Origin of the sequence: Streptomyces sp. NBC_01591, assembly GCF_035918155.1 — a bacterium.
GTDB lineage: Bacteria > Actinomycetota > Actinomycetes > Streptomycetales > Streptomycetaceae > Streptomyces.
This window is the reverse complement of record NZ_CP109327.1, coordinates 6,516,570-6,531,306: the sequence shown is the minus strand read 5'-3', so window position 1 is coordinate 6,531,306 and position 14,737 is coordinate 6,516,570. Positions and strand designations below refer to the sequence as shown.

Genomic DNA, 14,737 nt, shown 5'->3' with positions numbered 1-14,737 from the left:
ATGCCGCCTGAGGAACGGCGCGTGTACAGGTCAGCCGACCGCCGGGTCGCCCTTCGTGTACGAGAGGCGCTCGACCTGGCCGGGCTGGAACTGGTCCTCGACCTTCTTGCCGTTCACGAAGAGCTCGATCGAGCCGGCGTCGCCGAGGACGAGGTCGACCCGCTCCTGGTCCTGGAAGGTCTTGGACTGGCCCTGCAGCAGCAGGCCGTCGAAGAGCAGCCGCCCATTGTGGTCCTTGGCGGAGATCCAGCTCTTGCCCTGGTTGGCGTCGAGCCTGACCGTCACCTTGTCCCTGGGTGCCGCGGCAATGGCACTGTCGGAGGGCGCCGGCTTGGGGTCGACGGGCTTGTCGGTCTTCGGTGCGGAGCTCTTCTTGTGCGGCGCGGGGCCCTCCGCGACCTGGGTGGCCGCGGGGCCGTCGTCGCCGCCCTTGAAGAAGGTGAAGCCGACGAAACCGACGACGGCGACGATCGCCGCGACCATGGCCGCCGTCCAGTTGGGCCGGCGGGGTTCGGAACGGATTCTCTCGGCTTCGAACAGCGGCGCCGCGGGGGTGGGTGCGGGACGGCCGCCGTGTTCTGCGTCGTACTGCGAAACCAGCGGTTCCGGATCGAGCTTGACAGCACGCGCCAACGTACGGATATGGCCGCGCGCGTACACGTCGCCGCCACAACGGGAGAAGTCGTCCGCTTCGATCGCGTGCACGATGGGGATGCGCACCCGGGTGGACGAACTGATCTCTTCGACCGTGAGACCTGCGGCGATGCGAGCCTGCTGGAGCACTCGACCGATCGAAGGCCGGTCGTCTTCGGGGGAGTTGCCGATGGACACGGGGGTGCCTTTCGAGCGTGAGCCACCTGCTGGGTGTTCAGTCTAGGGGGGGTACGAAAGGGTGGGGCAACCGGGAGGAAGGACTTTGTCCGCCATCGGACTCGAACACCGTCCGATTCGCCGGACCGTCCCGGGAAGGACAATTCTGCCGCCCCTCCCTCCAAGTTGACGTACGACCCGACGAAACGGTTGCCCGTACTTCACCTACTTCTCCTACGGAGCGGATTCCCCGCGGATCAGTGCCAACACCCCGTCCAGCTCGTCGGGTTTCACCATGACGTCGCGCGCCTTGGATCCCTCGCTGGGCCCGACGATGTTCCTCGACTCCATCAGGTCCATCAGCCGGCCGGCCTTGGCGAAGCCGACCCGCAGCTTGCGCTGGAGCATCGAGGTGGATCCGAACTGGGTGGAGACGACCAGTTCGGCGGCCTGGCAGAGCAGATCCAGGTCGTCGCCGATGTCCTCGTCGATCTCCTTCTTCTTGGCGCTGCCGACCACCACGTCCTCGCGGAAGACCGGCGCCATCTGATCCTTGCAGTGCTGGACGACGGCCGCGACCTCGTCCTCGGTGACGAAGGCGCCCTGCATACGGGTGGGCTTGTTCGCCCCCATCGGCAGGAACAGACCGTCGCCCTTGCCGATGAGCTTCTCGGCGCCGGGCTGGTCGAGGATGACCCGGCTGTCGGCCAGCGACGAGGTCGCGAAGGCGAGCCGGGAGGGCACGTTCGCCTTGATCAGACCGGTGACGACATCCACCGAGGGCCGCTGGGTCGCGAGCACCAGGTGGATACCGGCGGCGCGGGCCAGCTGGGTGATCCGGACGATGGCATCCTCCACGTCACGCGGAGCGACCATCATCAGGTCGGCGAGCTCGTCGACGATCACCAGCAGATACGGGTAGGGCGAGAGCTCGCGCTCACTGCCCTCCGGCGGCTTGACCTTGCCGTTGCGGACGGCCTGGTTGAAGTCGTCGATGTGCCGGTACCCGAACGCGGCGAGGTCGTCGTACCGCAGGTCCATCTCCCGTACGACCCACTGGAGTGCTTCGGCGGCGCGCTTCGGGTTGGTGATGATCGGCGTGATCAGGTGCGGAATGCCCTCGTACGCGGTCAGCTCGACGCGCTTGGGGTCGACCAGCACCATCCGGACGTCGTCCGGGGTCGCCCGCACCATGACCGAGGTGATCAGGCAGTTGATGCACGACGACTTGCCGGAACCGGTCGCGCCGGCCACCAGCACGTGCGGCATCTTCGCCAGGTTGGCCATCACATAGCCGCCCTCGACGTCCTTGCCGAGCGCGACCAGCATCGGGTGGTCGTCCTCGGCGGCGTCCGCGAGACGGAGCACGTCGCCGAGGTTGACCATTTCCCGGTCGGTGTTGGGGATCTCGATGCCGACCGCGGACTTGCCCGGGATCGGGGAGATGATCCGGACGTCGGGGCTGGCGACGGCGTAGGCGATGTTCTTGGCGAGCGCGGTGATCCGCTCGACCTTCACCGCGGGGCCGAGCTCCACCTCGTACCGCGTGACCGTCGGTCCGCGGGTGAAGCCGGTGACCGCGGCATCGACCTTGAATTCGGTGAAGACGTTGGTCAGGGACGCGACGATCGCGTCGTTGGCGGCGCTGCGGGTCTTGCCGGGGCCGCCGCGTTCCAGCAGGTCGAGCGAGGGCAGCGAGTAGGTGATGTCGCCGGAGAGCTGGAGCTGTTCGGCGCGGGCCGGCAGCGGTTGGGACTGCGAGTCGGGCACTGGCTTCGTCAGATCGGGTACGCCGCCCGTGGGCGCCGGCTGCTTCCCTCCTCCGGAGGAGGGTTCGCCCTCCCTGGCACCGGGGACCGGCGTGCCCGGACGTTCGCGCTCGACGGAGACGCCCTGGGTGAGGTCGGCGACGATCGGCGAGGGCGGCATGCCGTTGAGCACCGCCCCGTCGAGGGCCGCGGCCGCGGCGGCCGCCACATCCACCGCGTCCATGGTGCGGTTCATCGCGGGCTGCACGGAGGGCCTGCGCGGCCGGCGGCGCTTGGACAGCGCATCGACCTCGGCCTGGTCGGGGTCGTACTCGGCGGGCGCTTCGGAGCGGCGGGCCGGGGAGCGACGGGAGCGGGCGGGAAGTTGCTCGCGCCACTGCTCGTCGTAGCGCTCGTCGTCGTTCTCCTCGTCCGCCTCCGGGTCGTACACCGGGTGGAGGAGGCCCAGCTTGGTGCCGAGCAGCCGGAGCCGTTGCGGGATGGCGTTGACCGGGGTGGCGGTGACGACCAGCAGTCCGAAGACGGTGAGCAGCAACAGCAGCGGTACGGCGAGAACCTCGCCCATCGTGTAGATCAGCGGCTTGGAGGCCGCCCAGCCGATGAGCCCGCCCGCGTTCTGCATCGCCGTGGTGCCGTCCTCCCGGCCGGGCGATCCGCACGCGATGTGGACCTGCCCGAGCACCCCGATGACGAGGGCGGAGAGCCCGATGACGATGCGGCCGTTGGCCTCGGGCTTCTCCGGGTAGCAGATCAGCCGTACGGCGATGGCGCCGAGCAGTATCGGTACGAGCAGATCGAGCCGGCCGAAGGCCCCGGTGACGAGCATCTCCACGAGGTCGCCGACGGGCCCGCGCAGATTCGACCAGGTGCCCGCGGCGACGACCAGCGCGAGACCGAGCAGCAGCAGCGCGACGCCGTCCTTGCGGTGTGCGGGGTCGAGCCCCTTGGCGCCACGCCCTATGCCGCGGAACGCCGCTCCGACGGCGTGGGCCGCACCGAGCCAGACGGCGCGCGCCAGGCGGTACACACCACCGGTGGGCGACGGGGCGGGTTTGGGCGGGGCCACCTTCTTCGCCGCCGCCTTCTTGGCGGGGGCCTTCTTCGCGGGCGCGGTCTTCTTGGCGGCGGTCTTCTTCGCGGGCGCGACTTTCTTGGCCGGCCCCGCGGTACGGCCGACGCGCTTCGCGGTGCCCGCCGTGCCCTGGGAACCCTTGCCGGACGTACGTGAGGCCATGGTGCCGAGGTTACCGGTGTCTATGGCTGTTAACACGAGCGCGTGCCGCTTCACCCGTCCGTGTCGCTGCACAAGGGCCGCAAACTGACGCGGCCTCACCATCGGATGCCCCGTTGCCGCACCGTCGAACAGCGGAGCGGGAAGGGCAGTTGAGCCGACGGCCCGGACAACCGCCCGTCCCCGGCCGGAGTCGCGCCGCGAACCCGGCCCTTCCCCCGATACGGAGTCGCGGCGGTACGGCTGCGGCGTTACGAGGGAAGGGGGGCGGCGCCGCTTCCGGTGCCGGGCTCCAGGGCGTCGAGCGCCCGGCGCAGCCCGGTCAGCTTGCGCTCCAGATGGGCGGCGGTGGCCACCGCCGCGGCGTCCGCCGACTCGTCGTCGAGCTGCTTGGAGAGCGCCTCGGCCTGCTCCTCGACGGCTGCGAGCCGCGCCGAGAGCTCGGCGAGCAGCCCGGCGGGCTCCTTCTCGTGGTCCGCGCCGCCCGTATCGCCCTCGAGCTGGAGCCGCAGCAGCGCCGCCTGCTCGCGCAGCTTGCAGTTCTTCATGTACAGCTCGACGAAGACCGAGACCTTGGCCCGCAGCACCCACGGGTCGAACGGCTTCGAGATGTAGTCCACCGCGCCCGCCGCATAGCCCCGGAAGGTGTGATGCGGACCGTGATTGATCGCGGTGAGAAAGATGATCGGGATGTCCCGGGTCCGCTCCCGCCGCTTGATGTGCGCGGCGGTTTCGAAACCGTCCATGCCCGGCATCTGGACGTCCAGCAGAATGACCGCGAAGTCGTCCGTGAGCAGCGCTTTGAGCGCTTCCTCCCCTGACGATGCCCGTACCAGTGTCTGATCGAGCGCAGAGAGGATGGCCTCCAGCGCCAGCAGATTCTCCGGCCGGTCATCGACCAGGAGGATCTTGGCCTTCTGCACCATGGCCCGTCCTCCTCGCCCCGGAATTGCACCGGGCGCCGCCCCAGGGGACGACTCCCTTACGCCGTCCGTCCTTGTGCCGGTCATGGTAGCCGCACCCCGCCCGTCGCCACACCCTGTCACCGCGATGTCACTGTGCACACAGCAGAAACGCGGTGGGGGACCAGAAGGTTCCCCGTATACCGCCTTCTCACACCCCTTCGAGCACAGTCGATCAGTAACTCACCAAGATTCTCTTGATCAATGATCACTCTCCGCGCATCCACTGCTCCATTACGGAAAGGAGATGATCAGGATCGACAGGCTTGGTGACATAGTCGGAAGCGCCGGATTCGATGGCCTTCTCCCGGTCACCCTTCATCGCCTTCGCGGTCAACGCGACGATCGGCAGCCCGGCGAACTGCGGCATCCGGCGGATCGCCGCCGTCGTGGCATAGCCGTCCATCTCCGGCATCATGATATCCATCAGTACGACCGTCACATCGTCGTGCTGTTCCAGGACTTCGATGCCCACCCGCCCGTTCTCCGCGTACAGCACCGAAAGACCGTGCTGCTCCAGCACGCTGGTGAGCGCGAAGACGTTACGGATGTCGTCGTCGACGATGAGCACCTTCTCGCCACGGAACCGGAACGTCCTGCGGACCTCGGGTCCCTCCTGCCCGGCGAGCGTCCACGGCTCCTGCGGAGCCGCCGGCGCGGCGCTGCGGGGCGGCAGCGCGGGCCGCCGCTCCGCACTCCCCAGGCTCTTGCGGCGCCGCCGCATCAGACCGGCCGCACCGGCCGGATCCGGCGCCGTGGCCGCCGGGTCGGCACCCGAACCGGCCTCCGACAGCAGCCCTTCCTCGACCGCGGCGCCATGCGCCTCGATGGGACCGGGGCCGATCTGCGGGTATCCCTGCGGCGGCAACTCGCTCGGGTGCAGCGGCAGATACAGCGTGAACGTCGAGCCGCGGCCCGGCTCGCTGGCCGCGTGGATCTCGCCGCCCAGCAGCCGGGCGATCTCCCGGCTGATGGACAGTCCGAGTCCCGTACCGCCGTACTTGCGGCTGGTCGTACCGTCCGCCTGCTTGAACGCCTCGAAGATCACCAGCATCTTGCTGGAGGCGATCCCGATACCGGTGTCGGTGACCGAGAACGCGATCAGGTCGGCGTCCGCGTCACGCAGTGAGCCGGCCTCCAGGAGCTGCTCCCGGATGGCGTTCGGCACATCCTCGTTGGCGTGCCGGATCACCAGCTCGACCGCCCCGCTGTCGGTGAACTTCACCGCGTTGGAGAGGAGATTGCGCAGCACCTGCAGCAGCCGCTGTTCGTCCGTGTGGAGTGTCGCGGGCAGTTCCGGCGAGACCCGTACGGAGAAATCGAGTCCCTTCTCCGCGGTGAGCGGGCGGAATGTCGCCTCCACGTAGTCCACCAGCTGGACCAGCGCGATCCGGGTCGGACTGACGTCCATCTTGCCCGCCTCGACCTTCGTCAGATCGAGAATGTCATTGATCAGCTGGAGCAGATCGGAACCGGCCCCGTGGATCGTCTCGGCGAACTCCACCTGTTTCGGCGAGAGATTGCCCTCGGCATTGTCCGCGAGCAACTTGGCCAGAATGAGCAGCGAGTTGAGCGGCGTACGCAACTCGTGCGACATGTTCGCCAGGAACTCGGACTTGTAGCGCATCGAAACCGCGAGCTGCTCGGCGCGCTCCTCCAGGACCTGCCGGGCCTCCTCGATCTCGGTGTTCTTGACCTCGATGTCGCGGTTCTGCTGAGCCAGCAGTTCGGCCTTCTCCTCCAGTTCCGCGTTGGAGGCCTGGAGCGCCTTCTGCCGGTTCTCCAACTCCTTGGAACGGTCCCGCAATTGCTCGGCCAGCTCCTGCGACTGTTCGAGGAGTTTCTCGGTCTTCGTATTGACGCTGATGGTGTTGACGCTGGTCGCGATCATTTCGGCGAGCTGGTTGAGGAAGTCCCGCTGGATGTGGGTGAACGGCTGGAACGACGCCAGCTCGATCACGCCGAGGACCTTCCCCTCGAAAAGCACCGGCAGCACGATCACATGCGCGGGCGGCGCCTCGCCGAGCCCGGAGGAGATCTTCAGATATCCCGGCGGAACGTTGTCCACCTGAATGGTCCGCTTCTCCTCCGCGGCCGTGCCGATGAGGGTCTCGCCCGGCCGGAAGGACGTCGGCATCGAGCCCGCCGAATATCCGTAGCTGCCCCTCATGCAGAGTTCGTACGAGCTGTCCCTGTCGCTGTCCGAGCCCACCGCGCCGGTGTCCCCGGTCGGCATGGCCAGGAAGAACGCACCGTGCTGGGCGGAGACGACCGGGGTCAGCTCGCTCATGATCAGCGAGGCCACGTCGTCCAGATCGCGGCGGCCCTGCATCAGACCGGAGATCCGGGCGAGGTTGCCCTTGAGCCAGTCCTGTTCCTTGTTGGTCGCCGTGGTGTCGCGCAGGTTGGCGATCATGGTGTTGATGTTGTCCTGCAGGGCCTGGATCTCGCCGGCCGCGTCCACATCGATCTTCAGGTTGAGATCGCCTCGGGTCACCGCCGTGGCGACGGCCGCGATGGCCCGCACCTGGCGGGTGAGATTTCCGGCCATCTCGTTCACCGACTCGGTGAGGTCGCGCCAGGTGCCGTCGACGTCCCGGACCCGGGCCTGACCGCCCAGCTGCCCCTCGGTGCCCACCTCGCGGGCCACCCGGGTCACCTGCTCGGCGAACGAGGACAGCTGGTCGACCATCGTGTTGATGGTGTTCTTCAACTGCTGGATCTCGCCGCGCGCGTCGATGTCGATCTTCTTGGTGAGGTCGCCCTTGGCGATCGCCGTGGTGACCGCGGCGATCTGCCGCACCTGACCGGTCAGGTTGGACGCCATCGAGTTCACCGACTCGGTGAGGTCCTTCCACGTACCGGAGACCCCCGGCACCCGCGCCTGGCCGCCCAGTTCGCCCTCCGTGCCCACCTCGCGGGCGACTCGCGTCACCTCGTCGGCGAACGAGGACAGCGTCGTCACCATCGTGTTGACGGTGTCTGCGAGCTCGGCGACCTCGCCGCGCGCCTCGACGGTCACCTTCTTGCGCAGATCGCCGTTGGCGACCGCCGACGAGACCCGGGAGATGTTCCGCACCTGACTGGTCAGGTTGTTGGCCATCAGGTTGACGTTGTCGCTGAGGTCCTTCCAGATGCCGGTCGCACCCGGCACCCGGGCCTGGCCGCCGAGGATGCCCTCCGTACCCACCTCACGGGCGACCCGCGTCACCTCGTCGGCGAAGTTGAGCAGCTGGTCGACCATCGTGTTGACGGTGGTGACCAGTTCGAGGATCTCGCCCTTGGCGTCGACGGTGATCTTCTTGGAGAGATCGCCGTTCGCGACCGCGGTGGTGACCTCGGCGATGTTACGGACCTGCAGGGTCAGGTTGTTCGCCATGCCGTTGACGGACTGGGTGAGGTCCTTCCACGTACCGGACACCCCCTGCACCTCGGCCTGGCCGCCGAGAATGCCCTCCGTACCCACCTCACGGGCGACCCTGGTCACCTGCTCGGCGAAGTTCGAGAGCTGGTCGACCATCGTGTTGATGGTGTTCTTCAGCTCAAGGATCTCGCCCCGGGCGTCCACGTCGATCTTCTGCGACAGGTCACCGCGCGCCACCGCCGTGGCGACCTGCGCGATGTTACGGACCTGAGCGGTGAGGTTGCCCGCCATGCCGTTCACCGAGTCGGTCAGATCACGCCACACACCGGCCACTCCGGGCACCTGCGCCTGCCCGCCGAGCCGCCCGTCGGTGCCGACCTCGCGGGCCACCCGGGTCACCTGCTCGGCGAAGGCGGAGAGCTGGTCGACCATCGTGTTGATGGTGTTCTTCAGCTCAAGGATCTCCCCGCGCGCGTCCACGTCGATCTTCTGCGACAGGTCACCGCGCGCCACCGCCGTGGTCACCTGGGCGATCTGCCGGACCTGCGAAGTCAGGTTCCCGGCCATGAAGTTGACGGAGTCGGTGAGCTCCTTCCAGGTACCGGAGACGCCGTCCACCCGGGCCTGGCCACCGAGGCGGCCCTCCGTGCCCACGTCCCGCGCCATCCGCGTCACCTGGTCGGCGAAGTTCGAGAGCTGCGCCACCATCGTGTTGACGGTGTTCTTCAACTCCAGCATCTCGCCCGCGACATCCACGGTGACCTTCTGCGACAGGTCGCCATTGGCCACCGCCGTCGTCACCTGCGCGATGTCGCGCACCTGCCCCGTGAGGTTGCGGAACGCGGCGTTCACCGAGTCGGTGAGGTCCTTCCAGGTCCCCGCCGCACCAGGCACCTCGGCCTGACCGCCGAGCCGGCCCTCGACGCCGACCTCCCGGGCCACCCGGGTCACTTCCGAACCGAAGGCCTGGAGCTGGTCCACCATCGTGTTGACGGTGTTCTTCAGCTCCAGCATCTCGCCGGCCACATCCACGGTGACCTTCTGCGTCATGTCACCGTTGGCGACCGCCGTGGTCACCTGCGCGATGTCCCGCACCTGGGTCGTCAGGTTCCGGAAGACCGTGTTCACCGAGTCGGTGAGGTCCTTCCAGGTCCCCGCCGCACCTGGCACCTTCGCCTGCCCGCCGAGCAGCCCCTCGCCACCGACCTCGCTGGCCACCCGGGTCACTTCGTCCGCGAAGAGCCGCAGCGTGTCGGTCATCTGGTTGATGGTCTCGGCCAGCTGCGCGACCTCGCCGCGGGCGCTCACCGTGACCTTCTGGGACAGGTCGCCGTTGGCGACGGCCGTGGTCACCTCGGCGATCCCGCGCACCTGGGAGGTGAGGTTCCCGGCCATCGTGTTGACGGAGTCGGTGAGGTCCTTCCACACCCCTGCCACACCCGGCACGGTCGCCTGCCCGCCGAGCTCGCCCTCCGTGCCCACCTCACGGGCGACCCGCGTCACCTCGGAGGAGAACGACGACAGCTGGTCCACCATCGTGTTGACGGTGTTCTTCAGCTGGAGCATCTCGCCGGCCACATGGACGGTGACCTTCCGCGACAGGTCACCCTTGGCGACCGCCGTCGTCACCAGGGCGATGTCGCGCACCTGCGCGGTCAGCCGGTACGCCATGGTGTTCACGGAGTCCGTGAGGTCCTTCCAGGACCCGGACATTCCGCGCACCTGAGCCTGTCCGCCCAGTTTGCCCTCGGTGCCCACCTCGACCGCGACCCGCGTCACCTGCTCGGTGAACGCCGACAGCTGGTCGACGAGGCTGTTGACCGTACGGGCGACCTTCAGGAACTCGCCGCGCAGCGGCCGTACCGTCTCGTCGGACGTGTGCGACCGCAGTTCCATCCGCTGTTCGAGATCACCGTCGGCCACCGCCGACAGCACCCGCCCGACCTCCGAGACCGGGCGGGCCAGATCGTCGACCAGCTCGTTGGAAGCGTCGATCGCGGCGGCCCAGGAGCCCTCGCAGGCGCCCGTCTCCAGCCGCTCGGTGAGCTTCCCCTCGCGTCCGACCACCCGCCGTACCCGGGCCAGCTCACCGGTGAGATGCAGATTCCGGTCGGCGACCTCGTTGAAGACTGCCGCGATCTCCGCCATCACGCCGTCGCCCGAGACGGTCAGACGCCTGCGGAAATTCCCGTCGCGCATCGCCACGAGACCCGCCAACAGTCTGTTGAGCGCTGCCGCATCGACATCGATGGTTCCATTGCGCTGTTTCTTCACGGACTGTCCGCCTTTTGTACGCGTGCCTTTGCCCCGCGCCGCCACGCCAGACTCCACCGTGTCCCTCCCGCAGGGGTTGACCGTATCGCTCGGGCCTTGTCTGGGAGCTTGCCCAGTTCTTCTTTGGCTCACCGCCACAGCCCACCGTCGACGGGTGACCATGGGGACGTCAAATCGTTGAAACGTACCAGGCCCGACGCAGCCGGGGTGCAACCTCCGGAGGTTGGCCCGCATCCCTCTGCTGAGAAGCCCACACTTGTCCGGTCACAGGTCCGTTCCTGGTCGCTCCTGCCCGAAGTCGCCCCTCGTGTACCCGGCACCGAGACCGAGCGTCTAGCCTGGCAGGCGAATCGAAGCGGCGAGAAACGGGCACAGGACTCGGGAAAGCGACGAGACACCATATGGGGAGTGCTGTGATCACCGCGCGCGCGGCCGCCACCTTCGACCCGGTCGGGCGCTCCGTCGCGACCGCCCGCGCCTTCGTCCGCGACACCCTCCAGGGGTGGGGCTACACGGACGTCGTCGACGACGCGGTCGTCCTCACCAGCGAGCTGGTGACCAATGCCGTGGTTCACGCGGGCACCGCCGCGGACGTGCTGTGCCTGCGCACGGAGGACGGCGTCCGGATCGAGGTCTCCGACCACTATCCGGAACGCGAGATCCCGCTCCAGAGCACGGGCCCGGACTTCGGCAGCCCGGACCGCGAGAACGGCCGCGGACTGCTGCTCTGCGCGGCGCTCGCCACCCGGTGGGGCGTCGAGTATTCGCCCACCCACAAACATGTCTGGTTCCAGCTCGATCTCCCCGAACGCCCGGTGGGCATCCGCTCGGCGGGCCCGCTGCTCCCCGTGGGGCTGCTCCCCGTCGCCGACGAGCGCGTCCGGGTGGCGGTCGTCCAGACCGACAGCGCCGGCGCCATCGCGGCCTGGAACGAGGACGCCTCGTTCCTCTTCGGCCACACCGCGGATCAGGTCACCGGGAAACAGCTCACCGACTTCACCGCCTGGCCCCAGACTCCCGGCACGAACACGGGCATCGTCGACGCGCTCCAACTCTCGCGATGGGAGGGCAGTTACGGAATCCGGGGCGCCGACGGCCGGATCATGCCCGTCTACGCCTCGCACCTGAGGGTCCGCGACACCCACGGCGAGCCCTCGACCGTCTGTCTGCTCGTCCGCGACTACGAGCGCGCGGTGCTCCAGTCGCCGGCCCGCACTCCGGTGTCCGACGCGAACGCCGAGAGCGGCAAGACGGACCCGTTCGAAATCTTCATCGGCTCCCCCGCCCCCGACGACCTCGACGGGCTGCTCCAGCGCACGGTCGAGCGGGCCCGCGACATGCTCGACGCGGATGCGGCCTTCCTGCTGCTGGCGACGGACGACGAAACGGAACTGGAGGTACGGGCCACCACCGGTCTCCCCTCCGCCCGTCAGCGTTTCGCCCGCGTCCCGGTGGAAGCCGGAACCGGACGGTACGGATCCGCCCGGATGCCAGCCGTCCACGAGGACCTCGACAACGTTCCGGGCGCCGTCCCGCTGCTCGGCGGCACCGGGATGCGTTCCGTCGTCACGGTCCCGCTGAAGGTCGAAGGGCGGCTCACGGGCTCCCTGGGTGTCGCCGCCGAAGCGGCCGGCCGCTATTCGAACGAGGAGGCGCTGCGCCTTCAGTTCGCCGCGGACCGGATCGCGCTGGCCGTCGAATCGGCCCGCCTGGGCGAGCTGGAACGCCTCCGCCGCGGGTCCCTCTCGTTCCTCGTCGAAGCGTCCGACCTGCTCGCCGGCACCCTCGACCGGGACCAGACCCTGGCGCTGATGGCCCAGATGACGGTCCCCACCCTGGCCACCTGGTGCGCCGTGTACACGATCGCCGACCAGTCCTCCGAGCCGTACCTCTCGTACGTCCTGCACGAGGACGAGGAGCGCATCGACGGCCTCAAGGCCCTGCTCTCCAAGATCGCACCGCCGGACCCCGTACCGACCCCCGGCGCCCGTGTCTGGGCCGCCCCGTCCGAGGCCGCCCACCAGGCGGCCCTGCGCAGTTCGATGCGCACGCTCGGTCTCGGTGAGACCGGCAGGCTCGTCGAACCGGGCAGGCTCGGCTCCGGCATCCGTACGACGCTCGCCACCGCAGCCGCCGTGGGCGGGGAGACCGTGGTCCTCCCACTCGTGGCCCGCAACCGCGTCATCGGCATGCTCACGCTCGGAAAGCCCTCCGACGACCATTTCCGCCAGGAGATCCTGGAACTGGCCGAGGACCTCTCCCGCCGCGCCGCCCTGGCCCTCGACAACGCGCGTCTCTACTCGGAGCGCATGGCGATCAGCCAGTCCCTGCAGCGCAGCCTGCTGCCGCCGGGACTGCCCGAGGTCCCCAATGTCGAGATCGAGGTCATCTACCGCGCGGCCGGTGAGGGCAACGAGGTCGGCGGCGACTTCTACGACGTCTTCCCGATCCGCGACGGCGCCTACGGCTTCGCCATCGGCGACGTATGCGGTACGGGCCCGGAGGCCGCGGCCGTCACGGGCCTCGCCCGCCACGCCCTGCGTCTGCTCGCCCGCGAGGGCTTCGGCGGCCCGGCCGTCCTGGAGCGCCTCAACGCCGCCATCCTGGACGAGGGCGCCCGCAGCCGCTTCCTGACCCTCCTGTACGGCGAGCTGTGGCCCCAGGAGGACGGCAGCGCCCTTCTGAAGGTGGTCTGCGCGGGGCACCCGCTGCCGCTGCGCCTGCGGCAGGACGGTTCGGTCGAAGCAGCTGCCGAGCCTCAGCCCCTGCTGGGCGTCATCGAGGACCTGGAGCTGTACGAGCAGACGGTCACCCTCGCCCCGGGCGATGTCCTGCTGTGTGTCACCGACGGCGTCACCGAACGCCGGGAGGGCACCCGCATGCTCGGCGACGACGGTCTGGCGGACGTCCTGGCGACCTGCACCGGCCTCACCGCGGGCGCGGTGGCAGCCCGCATCCTGCGGGCGGTGGAACGCTTTGCCGCCGAGCCGGCCTCGGACGACATGGCCATCCTCGCCATGCGCGTGCCTGAACCACCCGCCGCGTAGTACGGACGCGGCAGACGCGGGCGGGAACGCTCTGGTCCCGCCCGCCTCCACTCTGGCCACGGGGCCGCGCCAAGTGCAGCGGGAGAGTCCGAGCGCGACCCGTCAGCTACAGCGGCGGGTGTTGAGCCGGGCCGCCTGGCGCGTCAGGTGGTCGCGCTCGGCGAGGTTGGGTGCCTTCCGGGCCGCTTCGGCGTACAGCCGTGCCGCCGTCGTCAGGTCGCCGTCGCGCTCGTGGAGGTACGCCGCCACCGCGGCGTAGCGGGGCAGGGAGTCGTCCAGCGCCGCGAGCGCCGCCAGGCCGGCGCGCGGTCCGTCGGCCTCGCCGACGGCCACCGCGCGGTTGAGCCGGACGACCGGGCTGTCGGTCAGGCGCGCGAGCTCGTCGTACCACTCGACGATCTGCACCCAGTCGGTCTCCTCGGCGGTGGGCGCATCCGCGTGAAGTGCCGCGATGGCGGCCTGGGCCTGGAACTCGCCCAGCCGGTCGCGGGCGAGGGCCGCCTGCAGGATCCCGACGCCCTCGGCGATCGACTCGGTGTCCCATCGGCCACGGTCCTGCCCGGCGAGCGGCACCAGGCTGCCGTCGGGCGCGGTCCTTGCCGCACGCCGGGCGTGGTGGAGCAGCATGAGGGCGAGCAGCCCCGCCACCTCGGGGTGGTCGATCGCGGCCGCGAGCTGCCGGGTGAGCCGGATGGCCTCGTCGGCGAGGTCGATGTCGCCGGAGTAGCCCTCGTTGAAGACCAGGTAGAGGACGCGCAGCACGGTGGCGACGTCGCCGGGCTGGTCGAACCGCACGCCGGACACGGTGCGCTTGGCCCGGCTGATGCGCTGCGCCATGGTCGCCTCGGGCACCAGGTAGGCCTGGGCGATCTGACGGGTGGTCAGCCCACCGACGGCGCGCAGGGTGAGCGCGACCGCGGACGACGGCGTCAACGACGGGTGGGCGCACAGGAAGTAGAGCTGGAGCGTGTCATCGACCGCGGGGCCGAGTCCGGGCGCCGGCTCCTCGTCGACGAGGTCCTCACGCCGGCGGCGGGCGGTGTCCGCCCGGGTCGCGTCGATGAACCGACGCCAGGCCACGGTGACCAGCCAGCCCTTCGGGTCCCGGATGTGGTCTCCCCTGCTCGAAGAGCTTGGGGAAGGATCGGCCGACCAGACGCGGACCGCCTCGACCAGCGCGTCCTGCACGGCGTCCTCGGCCGCCGCGAAGTCGGCTCCGCGGCGGACGAGGATCCCGAGCACGCTCGGCGTGAGGCTCCGGAGCAGGGCCTCTTTCATCT

6 protein-coding genes are annotated in these 14,737 nt (G+C 69.3%); 1 reads left to right on the top strand and 5 read right to left on the bottom strand.

From position 1 onward, the window contains the following. Positions 1–30 precede the first annotated feature (30 nt). The 4 genes from OG978_RS30145 to OG978_RS30130 all read right to left on the bottom strand — a co-directional run bounded on the left by OG978_RS30145 (position 31) and on the right by OG978_RS30130 (position 10,410). Positions 31–831, bottom strand: a complete 801-nt coding sequence (locus OG978_RS30145) for a helix-turn-helix domain-containing protein (protein WP_326768209.1) — start codon at positions 829–831, stop codon at positions 31–33. 213 nt (positions 832–1,044) lie between these two features. After that, entirely contained in the window at positions 1,045–3,813 is a 2,769-nt protein-coding gene (locus OG978_RS30140) for a DNA translocase FtsK (protein ID WP_326768208.1), read from the bottom strand. 248 nt (positions 3,814–4,061) lie between these two features. Further along, entirely contained in the window at positions 4,062–4,736 is a 675-nt protein-coding gene (locus tag OG978_RS30135) for a response regulator (protein ID WP_326768207.1), read from the bottom strand. A 244-nt stretch (positions 4,737–4,980) separates the two neighbouring features. Then, on the bottom strand, positions 4,981–10,410 hold the full coding sequence (locus OG978_RS30130) for a HAMP domain-containing protein (protein ID WP_326768206.1): 5,430 nt from the start codon (positions 10,408–10,410) through the stop codon (positions 4,981–4,983). 413 nt (positions 10,411–10,823) lie between these two features. Between OG978_RS30130 and OG978_RS30125 the strand changes: the two genes are divergently transcribed. Beyond that, the gene (locus OG978_RS30125) at positions 10,824–13,457 is read left to right on the top strand and encodes a SpoIIE family protein phosphatase (protein WP_442817764.1); all 2,634 of its coding nucleotides are present in this window, start codon (positions 10,824–10,826) and stop codon (positions 13,455–13,457) included. A gap of 102 nt (positions 13,458–13,559) precedes the next feature. On the opposite strand, the gene OG978_RS30120 is transcribed toward OG978_RS30125, so the two are convergent. Next, positions 13,560–14,735, bottom strand: coding sequence for an RNA polymerase sigma factor (locus tag OG978_RS30120; RefSeq protein WP_326770211.1), 1,176 nt, complete (start codon positions 14,733–14,735; stop codon positions 13,560–13,562). Between the last annotated feature and the right edge of the window lie 2 nt (positions 14,736–14,737).

Bases quoted from the DNA above. Each gene is read 5' to 3' on its own strand.
- OG978_RS30140 (WP_326768208.1), bottom strand. From the start codon at position 3,813: ATGGCCTCACGTACGTCCGGCAAGGGTTCCCAGGGCACGGCGGGCACC.
- OG978_RS30135 (WP_326768207.1), bottom strand. From the start codon at position 4,736: ATGGTGCAGAAGGCCAAGATCCTCCTGGTCGATGACCGGCCGGAGAAT.
- OG978_RS30120 (WP_326770211.1), bottom strand. From the start codon at position 14,735: ATGAAAGAGGCCCTGCTCCGGAGCCTCACGCCGAGCGTGCTCGGGATC.